Source organism: Pseudomonas sp. KCJK8993, from assembly GCF_046230915.1.
In the GTDB taxonomy this organism is placed as follows: Bacteria; Pseudomonadota; Gammaproteobacteria; order Pseudomonadales; family Pseudomonadaceae; genus Aquipseudomonas; species Aquipseudomonas piscis.
The window spans coordinates 1-14,999 of sequence record NZ_JBJJLO010000142.1 but is presented as its reverse complement, the minus strand read 5'-3'; the positions used below and the strand labels follow the sequence as shown (position 1 = coordinate 14,999).

Sequence of the window (14,999 nt, the reverse complement as noted above, 5' to 3'; positions counted from 1 at the left end):
CTGCTTGGCCAGGGACTGGGCCAGCAGGCCCTGGGCTTCCTGGTTCCTGGGCACGCGCTGCAGCAGGTGCCGGGTCAGGCGCTCGACTTCCTTCCAGTTGCCCTTCTGTGCTTCGCGGTAGCCACGGTCGAGGTAGGGATAGCTGCGAAAACGCTCGAACTCGGTCAGTTCCTGGGCCAGGACCGTGCCGGACAGGCCCAGCAGCAGGCTGCCCAGCAGCCAAGGGGTGCGCTTGTTCATGGGGCCACCTGCGCCACGATGCTGTAGGCCGCCTGTTGTTCCTCGGCCTGGTCGGCCAGGGCCTGTTGCAGCACCTGGGCGGTGATCATGCCGCGTTCGACCAGGTGCTCGCCCAGGGAGCCGCGGTCGGCGTCGTAGTCGATCATGGCCTGGTTGAACAGGCTCGCCGGGACCAGGCCGTGTGCTTGCAGCAGGCGGCCGATCTGCACCTGGTGATGGCTGACCCGTTCGAGCAGCGCCTCGTCATCCTGGTGCCGTTCCAGGGTGGCGAGCATGCGCCGGGTTTCCTCGCCCTGGTGCTTGCCCGGGTACCAGTGGCGGATACCCAGGGTCACTCGGCCCTGAGGCGCCAGGCGGCATTTGACCGGGCGCTTGAGCTGGCGGCTGATGGCCCCCAGCGAGACTTGGCTGACCGGGTCCTCGGAGGCCAGGACCAGCGTGCCATCCTCGTCCATGACCGGCAGCACGCCGTACTGCACGGCGATGCGCCGGGGCACGCTGGCGATCAGTTGGGGATCGAGCTTGAACGGATTGAGCGGTGCCCACTCCAGCTCGAACTGCGCGGCCAGCTCCTGTACCAGCTGGAGGCTGTCGATGTAGCCGCGCACCAGCAGTTCGCGCCCCAGGCGCCGGTGCAGCGGGCTGGTGAGCACGGCTTCGAGCTGTGCTTCGCTGAGCAGGCCCTTGTCCACCAGGCGATGGCCCAGGGGCGTGCGCTGGGCCTTGGTCAGGGCCGGGAATTCATGGGTGGTCTTGTCCCAGGCGACCCGTCGCGAGTCGCCCATCTGCAAGACCTGGCGCAGTGCCCGCAGGTTGGCGAAGAAATTGACGAAGTTGCTCCACATCATGCGTGGAGCCGAGAGCAGGCCCTGGCCCAGGCCATAGAAACGGGTGACGAACCAGGCGCGCTGGAACAGGCGGTTGGCCAGCATCAGGCCGTTGAGCCAGAGCAGCGCCGCCAGCAGCGGGCTGTCGCTGAGGATCGACTGGAAGTGCCAGGCGTCCGGGGACAGCACGGTGATCAGCCACATGCCCAGCAGGACCAGGAGCAGCAGGTTCACCAGGAAACTCAGCAGGTAGGCGATCAGCCCGCGGCGATCGCGCCAGAGGAAGTAGTTGAGCAGGTTCTTGCGGCTCCAGCCCAGGTTGGTGGTGCCCTGGAACACGATGCCGACGATCCAGCGCGACTTCTGCCGGACGGCGTGCTGCCAGTCCCGGGGGAAATGCTCGCGCACGCAGATCACCTGGGCGAACTGGCGGTTCATCCCCGGGGCCCACTCATAATCCAGGGCCAGCTTCGGATCGTTCACCGAGTAGCGGGCGAAAATGCACTTCATGCCCTTTTGCTTCAGGCGAAAGCCGATGTCGTAGTCCTCGGTCAGGCTCTGCACGTCGAAGGCGATGCCGTCGCCGTCTTCCAGCAGGGCGCTGATGGCCCGGCGGCTGAAGCAGGTGCCGACCCCGGCGCTGGGCACCTGGCCGGTCAGGGCCTCGCGCACGATCACGTCCTTGCCGTGGTTCTCGGCGAACTCGTCGACGTAGTGGCCGGCGGTGAAGCCCTGCCATTGCGGTGCGTAGGGATAGACCGGGATCTGGATCAGGTCCTTGTTGGGCAGCAGGTAGTTGAACAGGCGCAGTTCCATGGGCGAGATCACGTCTTCGGCGTCATGCAGGATGAATCCGGCGAATTCGATCTTCGCTTCGCTCTCGAAGCGCAGGATGGCGTCGATGATGTTGTTCAGGCAGTCGGCCTTGCTGGTGGGGCCGGGGCGCGCGCAGACCACCTTGTGCACATTGGGGTAGTGCTGGCACACCGCGTCGACGTCGGCCTGGGTCTCGGCGTCGTTGGGGTAGGTGCCGACGAAGATCTGGTAGTTCTGGTAGTCGATGGTGGAGGCGGCCAGGCGCGCCATCTCGCCCACCACGCCGACCTCGTTCCAGGCCGGGACCATGATCGCCAGGGGTTTTTCCGCGGCCTCGAACAGCCGTTGCTCGTCTGCCCGCTGGAACTTCTCGTAGATGCGCCAGCGCCGGATCAGCTTGCGGGTCCAGTACACCAGGTCGATGAACAGGTCATCCAGGCCCAGCAGGAACATCAGCAGGGCCAGGGTGATGGCCAGGTACTTCAGGCCATAGAGGATGTAGATGAAAAAATCGATCAGCTCCAGGTTCATGCGGGGCCACCCGCGGCTTGAGCCTCCAGCCAGGCGCTCAAGCGGCGGGCGATGTGTTCGCTGGCGTGGCCATCGCCATAGGGGCTGTGGACCCGGCTCATGCGTGCATACACCTGTTGATCGTCCAGCAGTTCGCTGGCGTGGCGCACGATGCGCTCACGGTCGGTGCCCACCAAAAGCACGGTGCCGCCTTCGAGCACGGCGGGGCGTTCGGTGACCTCGCGCAGCACCAGTAGCGGCTTGCCGATGGCCGGGGCTTCCTCCTGGATACCCCCGGAGTCGCTGAGAATGAAGTACGAGCGTCCCATCAGCCAGACAAAATGCTGATAGTCCTGGGGCGGGATCAGGTAGATGTTGGGCTTGTCCGACAGCAGGCCGTATACCGCGCTCTGTACCTGGGGATTGAGGTGGACCGGGTACACGAACTGGACGTCTGGGTAGCGCTGTCCCAGTTCGGCCAAAGCTTCGCAGATCTGCTGGAAACCATCGCCGAAGTTTTCCCGGCGGTGGCCGGTGACCAACACCATGCGCCGGCTGTCGTCGAGGATCGCCAGCGGTGAATGGGCGCTTGGCCGCCAGCGCAGTTCTTCCTGGTGGCCGCGCATCCACAGCAGGGCGTCGATCACGGTGTTGCCGGTGATCTCGATATTGGCTTCCGGCACGCCTTCACGCAGCAGGTTGGCCTCGCATTTGGCAGTAGGGGCGAAGTGCAGGTCGGCGATCACCCCGGTCAGGCGGCGGTTGGCCTCTTCGGGCCAGGGCGCCTTGAGGTTGCCGGTACGCAGGCCGGCCTCGACGTGGCCGATGGGGAGCTGGCGGTTGAACGCGGCCAGGGCGGCGATGAAGCTGGTGGTGGTGTCGCCATGCACCAGTACCATGTCCGGGCACAGGCGCTCGTAGGTGGCATCCAGGCTGATCAGCAATTGCTGGGAAAGGCCATTCAGAGACTGGCCCTGGGTCATGACCTGCAGGTCTTCGTCGACCTCCAGCTCGAACGAATCGAGCACCTGCTTGAGCATCTCCCGGTGCTGTCCGGTGGAGCAGATGTGCAGTTCGATTCCTGGCCATTGACGCAGGGCTCGCGCCAGGGGCGCCATCTTGATTGCCTCTGGGCGTGTTCCGAAAACCATCATGACTTTGAATGGCATTGACCCCTCCTGGGTAGTGATGCAACCGGGCCTGGTCCTGAATGAAAGCAGTGGGCTCCACTCTTGTCCAACCAGGAGGCGGAACCCTGGCGGCCGCTCAAGGGCGAGGTTGCAAAGAAAAGAGGGCGTCTGGCAGTGGGACGAAATCGAAGTTCCGAGAGCCTGGGATAAATCGTTCGGAAAATGCAAAAGGATGTGTCGGCCAGTCCCCGGTTCCAGGGCTGAAAGTCAATCTTTGGTGATATTTCGTCATAAAAATGACGCTGATCGCCATTTATCGGGATGTCTGAAAAATGGCGGTGAGGATCGTGTCAATATGACGGCGCGCGCTGCTAGAATGCGCGCTATTGGTCGTTCGTCGAACGACTGCAAGTCATGAGTCTGTTGCGTGGGGTGGTTGCGTGGGGCGTGCGTTGGCGGTGTATGTGATGGGAATGGCGTTGGTCTTGACGTGCTTCGCTTGGGCGGCGTCTTCCCTGTTCCATTGAGACGCCCTTGTGGCGTGTCCAATTCTGGTGCTCGCCGACCGGTGGGCGCTTCAGTCATCCAGGACCGATGCCCGGGTCCGTGACGGCAATCAGCAAATGCTCCTGGCCATGATCGCCAGGGCCTGCTCCAGCATCTGTGGTACCGATACCGAACCGTCGATATGCCCCTGGGGCCGCTCGAGCCGTGCCAGCCAGGCCTGGTGTCGTGGGCGGTTGCGCCCTTCCCGGGTGCCGTTGTCGTAGGCTGCCGCCCATTCGAGGAAGGCCAGGTGTCGGGCATGCATGTCGCCGCCGGGCAAGATACGCGGGCCGAAGCGCTGGCGTTCCCGGGCACGGATGCCTTGGCGGCCCCAGCCCACCGAGTATTTCGAGGATCGCTTGTCCAGCGTCTACCTGGCCTGCACCTCCACGGCCTACGAGTGCAGCCGCCGCGGGCGGTTGTGGTTGCAAAAGCCCGGCCTCGAGGACTTTGTCTCCTTCGCGCCTGACAGCGGGCACTACGAAGCGGTGCTGGCGGTGGATAACCCGCTGGCCGACTAGCCTTGCCGGTGGTGTTGCGCAGCGTGCAGGGCGATGTAGTCCCGCAGGTTCTGATCGTCGATACCCAAGGTGCGCAGGATCTGTTCCATGAAGCTCACCGGGGCGCTGCCCGGCGCGGTGATCACGCGCTGGTCGGCCACGGCGTGGGCTACGTCCTGGTAATGCGCGGCGCCGCCGTAGTTCACCGCCAGCAGGTTGGCCGCCGAATTCGAGGTGTGCCGCAGGTGATCGAGAACCCCGGCCTGGGCCAGGGCCCGGGTGCCGTCGCAGATTCCGGCGAGCACGATGCCACGTGCCTGGGCGTCACGCAGCAGGGCGCCGATCTCCAGGGGCTGGCCGCTCTGCCAGAAGGTTCCGCCGCAGATCATCAAGAGGTCGAGTTGCTCCAGGTCGATGTCCTCCAGTGCCAGGTCGGGCGTCACTCGCAGGCCCCCCATGGACGTGACGAGCGTGCCGCCGGGGCTGGCGTAGCGGCAGTCGAAGCCGTAGTAGGCCCGGGCAGTGGCGTTGACCAGGGTGGTTTCCCAGTCGGCGAAGTTTTCGGTGAGCAGGGTGATGGCGCGGGGCATGGGCAATCCTTGCGATAGTCAATGGAGACAGGGAGGCATCGGTGTAGCTTGCTACATGTTACATCGTGGCCGCGGTGCCCCTGCCGGTTCTGCCGTCTCGTTTTCATGACGCTTGAAGAGGCGATCTCCAAGGGAGTCTCCAGGGCGGCCGATGTATGCGCGGCCTGGTAGAAAGAGGCCAACGACGAGGTCGGCAAAGCTTGTTCGATGGAGGAGCACCAAGGTGCCCCGGGACGTGATCGGCGACTGCGCCGATTGGCCTCAAGAGAACCATCGGCGCCGGGCCTGAACGCCTTCCAGGCCAAACGGTGGCAGGGTCGGCCTGTAGGGCGAGCTACAAAAAAGTGGCTGGCGGGTCTTTACACGGAGCTGCGGGCTCATCACCATACGCGCCGTCTAAGTTTCGCTGCTGACCAGACAATTCCAGCCACCAGAAGGGTGGTTGTTTTGTTGCGTCCAAGAAAAGCAGTCGAATATGACCCACGTACCGTTCAAGAGAATTCAGCACAAGCTCGCCCGTTCCGGGGTGGCCATCGAACGCCTGAATTCCAATTCCCTTTCCATCTCCTCGATCAATGACGCCGGGCTCAAGGCGGATCTGCTGCTGCCCGAAGGGTTTGCCATCGAAGAGAAGGCCATCACCCAGCTCATGGATTTCGCCCGCGTCGCCCACCCCCATGGCGGTGAGGTGAAGTGCGCTTGCGCCACGCCTGACTTCCACACCGGCAGCTCGATTCCGGTGGGCAGCGTGATCGTCACCAGCCACGACCTGGTGGTGCCCCAGGCCATCGGCACCGATATCAATTGCGGCATGCGCCTGCACAAGCTGGGCCTGGACTATGAGCAGTTCATGGCGCAGAAGGCCAAGTGGACCGCCCTGGTGCGGGGTGACCTGTTGGAAGGCACGCGCAACATTCCCACCAGCCCGCAATCCATGAGCGCGTTGTTCGAGGCGGGCCTGGGCGACTTCTGGGCCCAGGTTCGGCAGCAGGCTCCGGTGGGCTTGTTCGCCGGGGCGGATTTCGCCCAGTTGCAGCGTGAGCTGGCCGGCCTGCATGAGTCGTCCTTTGCCCGTGGTCGCGCCGCCTATGGCCCGGAGGCCTTGCAGGACCGGTCGCGGCAGGTCTTGCGGGATCCGGGCCTGGGCTCCCTGGGCGGCGGCAATCACTTTGTCGAGATCCAGGTGGTCACCGAGCTGGTGGATCGCCAGGCCTGCTTTACCCACGGCCTGGCGGTGGGGCAGGTGGTGATGATGATCCACACCGGCTCGCGGGATGTCGGGTTCTATGTCGGCCGGCGCTGGATGGACAAGGCCAAGGCCTTGTGGCCGGCGGGGTTGAAGCATCCGCAATCGAAGATCTTCGCCCTGTTCGGCGAGATGGCCGACGAGTACCTGCTGGCGATGCACAGTGCTGCGCATTACGCCGATGCCAACCGCGCGCTGATTGCCGAGATGGTGCGCCAGCGCACGCGGCAGGTGTTCGGCGCGGGGATCGAGGCACCGCTGATTGTCGATGTGCCGCACAACATCGTGTTGCGCGAGGAGGTGGGCAACGTGCACCGCAAGGGCGCGACCCCAGCCTATGCCGGGCAGCCGCTGCTGATTCCCGGGAGCATGGGCCACGATTCCTACCTGCTGACCGGCCTGGGCAACGAGCGCTGGATGCGTTCGGCCAGCCACGGCGCCGGGCGTTCGATGTCGCGTGGCGACGTGATCGTGCGGGCCAAGCGGGACAAGGCGTTCCTGGGGTTGCAGGGGGTGGAGTGCATCACCACCAAGGAGGAGCGGATGATCGAGGAGGCGCCGGGGGCGTACAAGGAGATCGGGCAGGTGATTCGTTCCCAGGTGGAGGAGCGGACGGTGTCGGTGATTGCGCGGTTTTCGCCGGTCCTTACGTTCAAGGCGTAAGCACGGTGGGCTCTTGGGGCACGATGGCTTGCGGATTTGCCGTTCAGGTAGGCGGCCGCTACATTGTCGCCCCTCTGGCCTGTTCGTTCTGAGCGCTGCCGTTGCAGTCATCGGCGGCCGCCAACGCCCGAGACGCGTTAGCCGCCAGGGCGATTGCCTGTTTGCGTTGAAAGTCGGGTATCCAGCATGAGTCAAGATCAGAACCTGAAGCACGAGGCGGGAGCGCCTTTGACCGGTGCCAGCGAGTTCGTCGTCGACAAGCCGCCCCTTGCCGAACTGCTGGCGGTGCTTGCCCAGTGTGGCGAGGTGGTTTCCAGCTTCTTCAAGCCAGATCCATGTATCAAGGTACTGGGTGAGGGGCGGCGACTGGCCGAGTTTCTGGAGCGTTTCAGCGACTTCGCCGGGTCGACGGCGATCGGGCAGGTCGAGCCTGAGTTCGGACCTTTTTCCCTGCTGAATCGATACGAGTTCGAGGGCTCGCTGCTGGCGGTGGTGCTGCGGGGCGGGTGTCATCACTCGACCTGCGGGTTGAGCCTGGCCAATGCTCGGAGGTTGGTGGGAGAGGCGCTGGAGGCCGTGTTTCCGGCGCCGTTTTCCGAGCTTGTGGTGTATCGGTTTGACAGCCTCGATTGGTGTGAATTGACCCGGGGGTCGACGATTTCTTCTGCTTATGTGGTGTGTCAGGGGGCTCGGAATCTCTGGTGGGTGTTGTGCGTTTCCGACTTTGATTGATGCCTTCGCCAAAAAAGTAAGCAAATACGCTTGCCCCTCCACTCGGTGCCTCGCCTAGGCTCGACATACTCTCTCTCTGGCATTGATCCATGGGCCGCGGCAATGAGCCATCCATGGCCCAAGGCGGCTAACCCGGCGTCCTGCCGGGTCACCCACGGCTCAATGCCTGCGTTCGGCCATCGTGGTCAACGGGGCCTTCAGGATCAAAAGCCAAAGCAAGTCTAAGCAGAGCGAAAGCCCTGGCGTGGCCTTGTATAGCCGCTGCCGCAGGCTGCGCACGGGCGCGTAGCGGTCGGTGGGATCGTCAATCCGCTGAAGGGCCCTTGTCGCAGCCTCGCCCGGGCTCGACAGCGGCTACAGGGCTGAGAGGACGCGTTCGATTTGCCTCTGTTGTCGCCGTTGGTTTGTGTGGCAAACTTCGCAAATATTCCGTTATTACGATTTTAATTCCGTTATAGCGGAAATTTACTTGGGGTCTGTCGCTGCTGCGACGGGTTCCGAAGCTCTCAGGCGTGGTCGTGGATGGCCACCTTCAATCAGGAGAAACCCCATGAGCATCACCCGTTATGGCACTGGCAGCACCGCAGGCGGTGGCCAGCCGCGTCCTTTCGCCCGCGCCGTGGAGGCCGATGGCTGGTTGCATGTGTCCGGCCAGGTGCCGGCGCTGGAGGGCGAGATCGTCCATGGCGGGATCGTCGAGCAGACGCACCAGGCGATGCGCAACCTGGTGGCGATTCTCGAGGAGGCCGGTTATGGCCTGGAGGACGTGGTGCGCGTTGGCGTGTGGCTGGATGACCCGCGGGATTTCTGGAGTTTCAACAAGGTCTTCGGCGAGTACTTCAAGCCCGAGCATGCGCCGGCCCGGGCCTGTGTGCAGGCCAGCATGATGGTGGACTGCAAGGTCGAGATCGACTGCGTGGCTTACAAGCAGCGGTAAGCGGCTAGCTGCAAGCGGCAAGTCGAGGTGTGAATGGGAGTGCTTTGGGGGAATGGTTCGAAGATGACTGAAGACAACATCAAGCGCCGGGCCAGGGGCCTGGACCGGGCGTTCGATATCCTCGACTTCCTCAAGGAGGTCGGCCAGCCGCTGCGCCCCAACGATATCGCCAAGGGCGTGGGCAGCCCCAAGTCCACGGTCTACGAGCTGGTGGAGTCGCTGCTGGAGCGGCGCATCCTGGAGCCGGTGGGGCGCGACGGGCATGTGTACCTGGGGCGCCAGTTGTACTTTCTCGGCCAGGCGCACTTGCGGCATTTCGACCTGAGCCGCGAGGCCGACCAGGCCCTGCAAGACATCGTCGCCCAGACCGGCGAAACCGCGCAGATGTGCCTGCTCAACGGGCGCAAGTACACGGTGGCGCTGATGAAGGAGGGCGAGCGGCACTTTCGCATTTCCTCGGACATCGGCGAGAACGCGCCCATTCCCTGGACCGCGTCCGGGCGCTTGCTGCTGGGGCACTTGAGCGATGAGCAGATTGTCGAGCTGATCGACGAGCAGGACTTCATCCTCCCCGATGGCCAGCGCTTGTCGCTGGAGGTTTTCCTCAAGGAAATCCGCCAGGCCAGCGCGGAAGGTTTCTTCTCTTTCGACAGCGTCGCCGACACCTTCACCCATTGTTTTGCCGCGCCGGTGCGCGACGAGCATGGGGTGTGCGTCTGTACCCTGTGCATCGTCGCGCCCCGGGCCGATGCCCAGGCCAACTATCGCCACTATCGCCAGGTGCTGCTCGACAGCGCCGATCGCCTGGCCCGGCGGATCAACGACTAACCTGTACCCCCGCGGCCGTCGCTGGCCGCTTTGCCAAGGAGTCGCCACATGTCTTCTGTTTCGAACCTGCCGCTGGTGCAAAAGGGCGCGGCCGCCATCGGCGCCAGCTTGCTCAAGGACGTCAGCCTGCCGGCCCTGGTGCTGCATCGCCAGGCCCTGGAACACAACATCCGCTGGATGCAGGCTTTCGTCAGCGCCAGCGGCGCCGAACTGGCCCCCCATGGCAAGACCAGCATGATGCCGGGGCTGTTCCAGCGGCAGCTGGACGCCGGCGCCTGGGGCATCACCCTGGCCACCGCCGTGCAGGCGCGGGCGGCCTATGCCCATGGCGTGCGCCGGGTGCTGATGGCCAACCAACTGGTGGGCGCGCCGAACATGGCGCTGGTGGCCGAGTTGCTGGCCGCTGGGGATGTCGACTTCTATTGCATGGTCGATCATCCGGACAACGTGGCCGACCTGGGGGCGTTTTTCGCCCAGCGCGGCGTCACCCTCAAGGTGATGATCGAGTACGGCGTGGTGGGCGGGCGCTGCGGCTGCCGCAGCGAGCAGGAGGTGGTGGCACTGGCCCGGGCGATCCAGGCCCAGCCGGCGCTGGCCCTGTGCGGGATCGAAGGCTACGAGGGGGTGATCCATGGCGATCAGGCGGTAGCGGGCATTCGCCGCTTCGCCGACTCCCTGGTGCGCCTGGCGGTGGACCTGCAAGACGACGGCCTGTTCGCCATCGAGCGGCCGATCATCACCGCTTCGGGGTCGGCCTGGTACGACCTGATCGCCGAGTCTTTCGAGACCCATAACGCCAAGGGCCGGTTCCTCAGCGTGCTGCGCCCGGGCAGCTATGTGGCCCATGACCATGGGATCTACAAAGAGGCCCAGTGCTGCGTGCTGGACCGGCGCAGCGACCTGGACGAAGGCCTGCGCCCGGCGATGGAGGTCTGGGCCCATGTGCAGTCGCTGCCGGAGCCGGGCTTCGCGGTGGTGGCCCTGGGCAAGCGCGACGTGGCCCATGACGCCGGCTTGCCGCTGCCATTGCGGCGCTACCGGGCTGGGGCCGGGGCGAGTGCCGGGGATGACGTCAGTGGCTGCAAGTTCACCGCGGTCATGGACCAGCATGCGTTCCTGACCGTTGCCCCTGGGGTACAGCTGCGGGTGGGGGACATCCTCTCCTTCGGCACCTCCCACCCGTGCCTGACGTTCGACAAATGGCGCACCGGGTTGCTGGTGGACGAGCACTTGCGGGTCTTGGAAAACCTCGAGACCTGCTTCTGATTCTGGCACCTGCTGCGCAGGTGATGATGTCCTCCCCCGACAACACACATACTCGCCAGAGATGCCCTCATCATGAACACCGCCAACCCGCGCATCGCCTTGATCGGCGAATGCATGATCGAACTGCAACATCGCGCCGACGGCAGCCTGCAACAGAGCTTCGGTGGCGATACCTTGAACACTGCGGTGTACCTGGCCCGCGAGCTGGGCGAGGGCGCCCGGGTCGATTACGTCACCGCCCTGGGCGACGACAGTTTCAGCGAGGCCATGTGCCAGGCCTGGGCCGCCGAGGGCATCGGCCTGGACAAGGTCCAGCGCCTGCCCGGGCGCCTGCCGGGGCTGTATTGCATCCAGACCGACGCCCAGGGCGAGCGGCGTTTTTTGTACTGGCGCAACGAGGCGGCGGTGCGCGACTGTTTCACCACGCCGGCGGCCGGGGCGATCCTTGCGCAGTTGCGCGATTACGACGTGCTGTACTTCAGCGGCATCACCCTGGCGGTCCTCGGCGAGCTGGGGCGCAAAAGGTTGCGCGAGACCTTGGCCGAAGCACGGCGGCGCGGGGCCAGGATCGTCTTCGACAACAACTACCGGCCACGGCTGTGGACCTCGCTGGTGCACGCGCAGGCGGCGTATCGCGAGGTGTTGGCTGATGTCGATCTGGCGTTGCTGACCCTGGACGATGAGCAGGCGCTGTTCGGTTATGGCGACAGTGATGCGGTATTCGCCGCTTACCCGCGAACCCCGGAAGTGGTGCTCAAGCGCGGTGCCGAAGCTTGTCTGATCCGCTGCCATGGCGAGTCGTTCAGCGTGCCGGCCCGGAAGGTGGAAAAGGTGGTGGATACCACGGCGGCGGGGGATTCCTTCAGCGCCGCCTATCTGGCGTGTCGGTTGCAGGGCGGGACCCCGGCGCAGGCCGCCGAAGCCGGGCATCGCCTGGCGGCACGGGTGATCCAGCACCCAGGCGCCCTGATTCCTCGCCACTCGGTGTAGCCGCTGCCGCGGGCTGCATAGGGGCCGCGGGGCCGGGGCGATCTTAAGGTATTGAAGGTCCCGCGGACCTTGGCGCAGCCTCGCGGGCTCGGCAGCGGCTACCGGTCAGTCGCGGAAGAAGACTTGCACCAAGTGGTAGCCGAACTTGCTCTTGATCGGGCCGTGCACGGTGCGCAGGGGTTTCTTGAAAATCACCTGGTCGATGGCGCCGACCATCTGTCCCGGGCGCACTTCGCCCAGGTCGCCGCCGCGCTTGCCGGAGGGGCAGGTGGAGTATTTCCTGGCCAGCACGTCGAAGGCTTCGCCCTTGGCGATGCGTTGCTTGAGCTGTTCGGCTTCTTCGGCGGTTTTCACCAGGATATGGCGGGCTTGGGCTTTCATGGGCGGGTGACCTTGTCGCGGGAATACGGCGGTCGCGGATTATGCCTGAATTGCGTCTTCGCGGCCGATCATCTGGCGAATCTTCTGCGCCAGTTCCTCGATGGAAAACGGCTTGGCCATCAAGTCCATGCCCGGTTCCAGGAAACCCTGGCGCTCGGCGGCCTTTTCCGCGTAGCCAGTCATGAACAGCACCTTGAGCCCCGGGCGATGCTGGCGGGCGATCTCCGCCAGTTGCCGGCCGTTCATCCCCGGCAGGCCAACATCGGTCACCAAGAGGTCGACCCGCATGGGCGACTCCAGGAAGGGCAGGGCACAGCGGGCGTCTGCGGCCTCGAAGGCGCGGTAGCCCAGTTCGCTCAGCACATCGAGCACCAGCATGCGCACCGCCGGGTCATCCTCGACCACCACCACGCATTCCCCGGCGATGGCCTGGGGCGGCTCGCCGCCGGCCTGCGGTTGTTCCGGCTCCAGCGGCGCGGTGTGCAGGCGCGGCAGGTACAGGCGCACGCAGGTGCCGTGGTCCGGTTCGCTGTTGATGGTCACGTGGCCGCCGGACTGCTGGGCGAAACCGTAGATCATCGACAGGCCCAGGCCCGTGCCCTGGCCGATGGGCTTGGTGGTGAAGAACGGATCGAAGGCCTTGGCCAGGATCCGCGGGCTCATGCCCGCGCCGTTGTCACTGACGCCGAGCATGACGTAGTCGCCGGCCTGGACCGGCTCCAGGGTGCTGATGTCGCTGCCGTCCAGGTAGCTGTTGGCGGTCTCGATCAGCAGCCGGCCGCCGCCGGGCATGGCGTCGCGGGCGTTGATCACCAGGTTGAGCAGGGCGTTTTCCAGCTGGCTGGCGTCGGTACTCACCGGCCAGATGCCGTCGGCCAGTTGCAGTTGCAACTCGATGTGCTCGCCCTTGGTGTGGTTGAACAGGTCCTGCAGCGAACGCACCAGCTGGTTGGGGTCCAGGGGCCGGCGATCCAGGGACTGGCGGCGGGAGAAGGCCAGCAGGCGGTGGGTCAGGGACGCGGCGCGCTTGGCCGAGGACATGGCGGCCTCGGTGAAGCGGCCGATCTCGTCGCCGCGGCCGTTGTCGATGTAGCGCTGCATCAGGTCCAGGCTGCCGATGATGCCGGTGAGCATGTTGTTGAAGTCATGGGCGATACCGCCGGTGAGCTGGCCCACGGCCTCCATCTTCTGCGCGTGGCGCAGGGCGTCTTCGGCGCGCTCGCGCTCGAACATCTCGTTTTGCAGGCGCTGGTTGGCCGTGGCCAGGGCCTCGGTACGGCGGTTGACCCGTTCTTCCAGGGTTTCGTTGAGGTTGCGCAGGGCTTCCTCGGTCTGCCGGCGCTCGGTCTCGTCGTTGACGAAGATATAGAAACCGTTGACCGCCCCATCGGCGCCGTGGCGAGGCAGGAAGCGGGTCAGGGCATGGCGCGGGCGGCCGTCGCGATGGGGCGAATCGGCCTCGAAGCTGCACGGCTTGCCCGCCAGGGCGGCGGCGATCTGCTCGGCGCGGCTGGCGTAGATCTCTTCGCCCATCACCTCGCGGAGGGTCTTGCCGTACAGCTCTTGTGGCGTGAGGCCGTACCAGTCCAGGTAGGCGCTGTTGTTCAGGCGAAAGCGTTCCTCATGGTCGACGTAGCCGATCAGCGCCGGCATGGCGTTGATGATCAACTGCAGTTCGGTCTGGCCCTGGCGCAGTGCCTGTTCCATCTGCTTGCGTTCGGTGAGGTCCAGGGCGGCGCCGAGAAAGCGCGTCGGCCGACCGTGGTGATCCTTGTAGCAGCGGCCCCGGGCGAAGACCCAGCGCAACTGGCCGTCGGCCAGTTGCAGGCGGTATTCCTCGGCGTATTCGCTGCCGTGGGTGATGCAGTGCTTGATGCTGCGGGCCACCATGCCACGGTCCTCGGGATGCACGCCCTTGAGGTATTCGCTGATGGGCAGTTGCCGCGAGCGTTGTGGATCGACGCTGTGCAATTGGGCGAAATGCGCATCGGCGATGAAGCGATCCTCGCCGATGTCCCAGTCCCAGGTGCCCACCGCGTCGGTGGCGGCCAGGGCCAGTTGCAGGCGTTCCTCGGTCTCATGCTGGGCGCGCAGGCTGTCGTCGGAGCGCTGCTTGAGCTCCAGGGCGATGCGCCGGCGCTCGTTGGTCTCGATGGCGGTGACCAGGATCCCGGCGACAGCCCCGTGTTCGTTGCGGATCGGGCTGTAGGTCAGGTCCAGCCAGACGTCATGGGCCGTGCCGTTGGTGCGCTGCAGGCTGAAACGCTGCTCGCTGAAGCTGCGCACCTGGCCGTTGAGCACGGCGTGGTAGATCGGGTCGGTGAAGTCCTTCAGCTCTGGCCAGGTCAGGTGCGCTGGCAAGCCGAAGGCCTTGGGGTGCTTGTTGCCGGCCAGCAGGGCGAAAGCATCGTTGTAGATCTGCGTCAGCTCGTCGCCCCAGAGCAGCAGCATCGGCATGGGGGAATGGATCACGATGTCCACCGCGGTACGCAGGCTCTGCGGCCATTGCCGGGCGTCGCCCAGGGCCGTGGTCGCCCAGTCCAGGCGGGCAATCAGGGTGGCGGCATCGCTGCCGGGGTGGGAACCATTCATGTCGAGGGAGTCCTGGGTGCTGCGATATGACGCAATGACCGGCAGCCTGTGAAGCGTGCTGCCTATGCAAACGGATGGAGTGTAGGCGGTTCTGGCGCGGTCATTTTCACCCGCTTTGGCGGCGGATGACCAGCGCCGAGCATCGCGCAGCGGCCGCGATCTCGCTTGGCGCGGTGTGCCAGGCGCGGCGCGGAGTCAGGTTTGG

14 protein-coding genes are annotated in these 14,999 nt (G+C 65.1%); 7 read left to right on the top strand and 7 right to left on the bottom strand.

Annotated features, from left to right (window positions below; all coding sequences use genetic code 11):
- The 4 genes from ACK6AU_RS28730 to ACK6AU_RS28715 all read right to left on the bottom strand — a co-directional run.
- Positions 1–240 (bottom strand): hypothetical protein (locus ACK6AU_RS28730; RefSeq protein ID WP_409302964.1); only part of this gene is annotated, 240 nt, incomplete at its 3' end.
- Positions 237–2,414, bottom strand: a complete 2,178-nt coding sequence (gene nrfB / locus ACK6AU_RS28725) for a cyclic di-3',5'-guanylate-activated glycosyltransferase NrfB (protein WP_409302962.1) — start codon at positions 2,412–2,414, stop codon at positions 237–239. The genes nrfB and ACK6AU_RS28730, both read right to left, overlap by 4 nt.
- Positions 2,411–3,562 carry a non-hydrolyzing UDP-N-acetylglucosamine 2-epimerase gene (gene wecB / locus ACK6AU_RS28720; RefSeq protein ID WP_409302960.1) on the bottom strand — a complete coding sequence of 384 codons (1,152 nt, stop codon included), beginning with the start codon at positions 3,560–3,562 and terminating at the stop codon, positions 2,411–2,413. Before wecB ends, nrfB begins: the two co-directional genes overlap by 4 nt.
- Before the next feature lie 577 nt (positions 3,563–4,139).
- Positions 4,140–4,409, bottom strand: a complete 270-nt coding sequence (locus tag ACK6AU_RS28715) for a hypothetical protein (RefSeq protein ID WP_409302958.1) — start codon at positions 4,407–4,409, stop codon at positions 4,140–4,142.
- Positions 4,410–4,428: 19 nt separating this feature from the next.
- Between ACK6AU_RS28715 and ACK6AU_RS28710 the strand changes: the two genes are divergently transcribed.
- The gene (locus tag ACK6AU_RS28710) at positions 4,429–4,590 is read left to right on the top strand and encodes a hypothetical protein (RefSeq protein WP_409302956.1); all 162 of its coding nucleotides are present in this window, start codon (positions 4,429–4,431) and stop codon (positions 4,588–4,590) included.
- Here the strand turns inward: ACK6AU_RS28710 and ACK6AU_RS28705 are convergent.
- The gene (locus ACK6AU_RS28705; protein ID WP_409302954.1) at positions 4,587–5,159 is read right to left on the bottom strand and encodes a type 1 glutamine amidotransferase family protein; all 573 of its coding nucleotides are present in this window, start codon (positions 5,157–5,159) and stop codon (positions 4,587–4,589) included. The genes ACK6AU_RS28710 and ACK6AU_RS28705 overlap by 4 nt on opposite strands.
- Before the next feature lie 475 nt (positions 5,160–5,634).
- On the opposite strand from ACK6AU_RS28705, the gene ACK6AU_RS28700 reads away from it, so the two are divergent.
- The 6 genes from ACK6AU_RS28700 to ACK6AU_RS28675 all read left to right on the top strand — a co-directional run bounded on the left by ACK6AU_RS28700 (position 5,635) and on the right by ACK6AU_RS28675 (position 11,821).
- The gene (locus ACK6AU_RS28700) at positions 5,635–7,068 is read left to right on the top strand and encodes an RtcB family protein (RefSeq protein WP_409302952.1); all 1,434 of its coding nucleotides are present in this window, start codon (positions 5,635–5,637) and stop codon (positions 7,066–7,068) included.
- Positions 7,069–7,254: 186 nt separating this feature from the next.
- Complete coding sequence (locus ACK6AU_RS28695; RefSeq protein WP_409302950.1) at positions 7,255–7,800, top strand: hypothetical protein; 546 nt, start codon at positions 7,255–7,257, stop codon at positions 7,798–7,800.
- 550 nt (positions 7,801–8,350) lie between these two features.
- Positions 8,351–8,737: a RidA family protein gene (locus ACK6AU_RS28690; RefSeq protein ID WP_185701177.1), complete on the top strand. Its 387-nt coding sequence runs from the start codon at positions 8,351–8,353 to the stop codon at positions 8,735–8,737.
- 63 nt (positions 8,738–8,800) lie between these two features.
- On the top strand, positions 8,801–9,565 hold the full coding sequence (locus tag ACK6AU_RS28685) for an IclR family transcriptional regulator (protein ID WP_409302947.1): 765 nt from the start codon (positions 8,801–8,803) through the stop codon (positions 9,563–9,565).
- A 48-nt stretch (positions 9,566–9,613) separates the two neighbouring features.
- Entirely contained in the window at positions 9,614–10,831 is a 1,218-nt protein-coding gene (locus tag ACK6AU_RS28680; protein ID WP_409302945.1) for an amino acid deaminase, read from the top strand.
- A gap of 72 nt (positions 10,832–10,903) precedes the next feature.
- The gene (locus ACK6AU_RS28675; RefSeq protein ID WP_409302943.1) at positions 10,904–11,821 is read left to right on the top strand and encodes a sugar kinase; all 918 of its coding nucleotides are present in this window, start codon (positions 10,904–10,906) and stop codon (positions 11,819–11,821) included.
- A gap of 105 nt (positions 11,822–11,926) precedes the next feature.
- On the opposite strand, the gene ACK6AU_RS28670 is transcribed toward ACK6AU_RS28675, so the two are convergent.
- The gene (locus ACK6AU_RS28670; RefSeq protein ID WP_185701181.1) at positions 11,927–12,202 is read right to left on the bottom strand and encodes a peptidylprolyl isomerase; all 276 of its coding nucleotides are present in this window, start codon (positions 12,200–12,202) and stop codon (positions 11,927–11,929) included.
- 39 nt (positions 12,203–12,241) lie between these two features.
- Positions 12,242–14,794: a PAS domain-containing protein gene (locus ACK6AU_RS28665; RefSeq protein WP_409302941.1), complete on the bottom strand. Its 2,553-nt coding sequence runs from the start codon at positions 14,792–14,794 to the stop codon at positions 12,242–12,244.
- Positions 14,795–14,999 lie beyond the last annotated feature (205 nt).

What these genes read in the sequence shown, in the direction of transcription:
- wecB (WP_409302960.1), bottom strand. Translation starts at nt 3,562, where the DNA reads ATGCCATTCAAAGTCATGATGGTTTTCGGAACACGCCCAGAGGCAATC.
- ACK6AU_RS28690 (WP_185701177.1), top strand. Translation starts at nt 8,351, where the DNA reads ATGAGCATCACCCGTTATGGCACTGGCAGCACCGCAGGCGGTGGCCAG.
- ACK6AU_RS28680 (WP_409302945.1), top strand. Translation starts at nt 9,614, where the DNA reads ATGTCTTCTGTTTCGAACCTGCCGCTGGTGCAAAAGGGCGCGGCCGCC.
- ACK6AU_RS28705 (WP_409302954.1), bottom strand. Translation starts at nt 5,159, where the DNA reads ATGCCCCGCGCCATCACCCTGCTCACCGAAAACTTCGCCGACTGGGAA.
- ACK6AU_RS28700 (WP_409302952.1), top strand. Translation starts at nt 5,635, where the DNA reads ATGACCCACGTACCGTTCAAGAGAATTCAGCACAAGCTCGCCCGTTCC.
- ACK6AU_RS28695 (WP_409302950.1), top strand. Translation starts at nt 7,255, where the DNA reads ATGAGTCAAGATCAGAACCTGAAGCACGAGGCGGGAGCGCCTTTGACC.
- ACK6AU_RS28670 (WP_185701181.1), bottom strand. Translation starts at nt 12,202, where the DNA reads ATGAAAGCCCAAGCCCGCCATATCCTGGTGAAAACCGCCGAAGAAGCC.
- nrfB (WP_409302962.1), bottom strand. Translation starts at nt 2,414, where the DNA reads ATGAACCTGGAGCTGATCGATTTTTTCATCTACATCCTCTATGGCCTG.
- ACK6AU_RS28675 (WP_409302943.1), top strand. Translation starts at nt 10,904, where the DNA reads ATGAACACCGCCAACCCGCGCATCGCCTTGATCGGCGAATGCATGATC.
- ACK6AU_RS28685 (WP_409302947.1), top strand. Translation starts at nt 8,801, where the DNA reads ATGACTGAAGACAACATCAAGCGCCGGGCCAGGGGCCTGGACCGGGCG.
- ACK6AU_RS28665 (WP_409302941.1), bottom strand. Translation starts at nt 14,794, where the DNA reads ATGAATGGTTCCCACCCCGGCAGCGATGCCGCCACCCTGATTGCCCGC.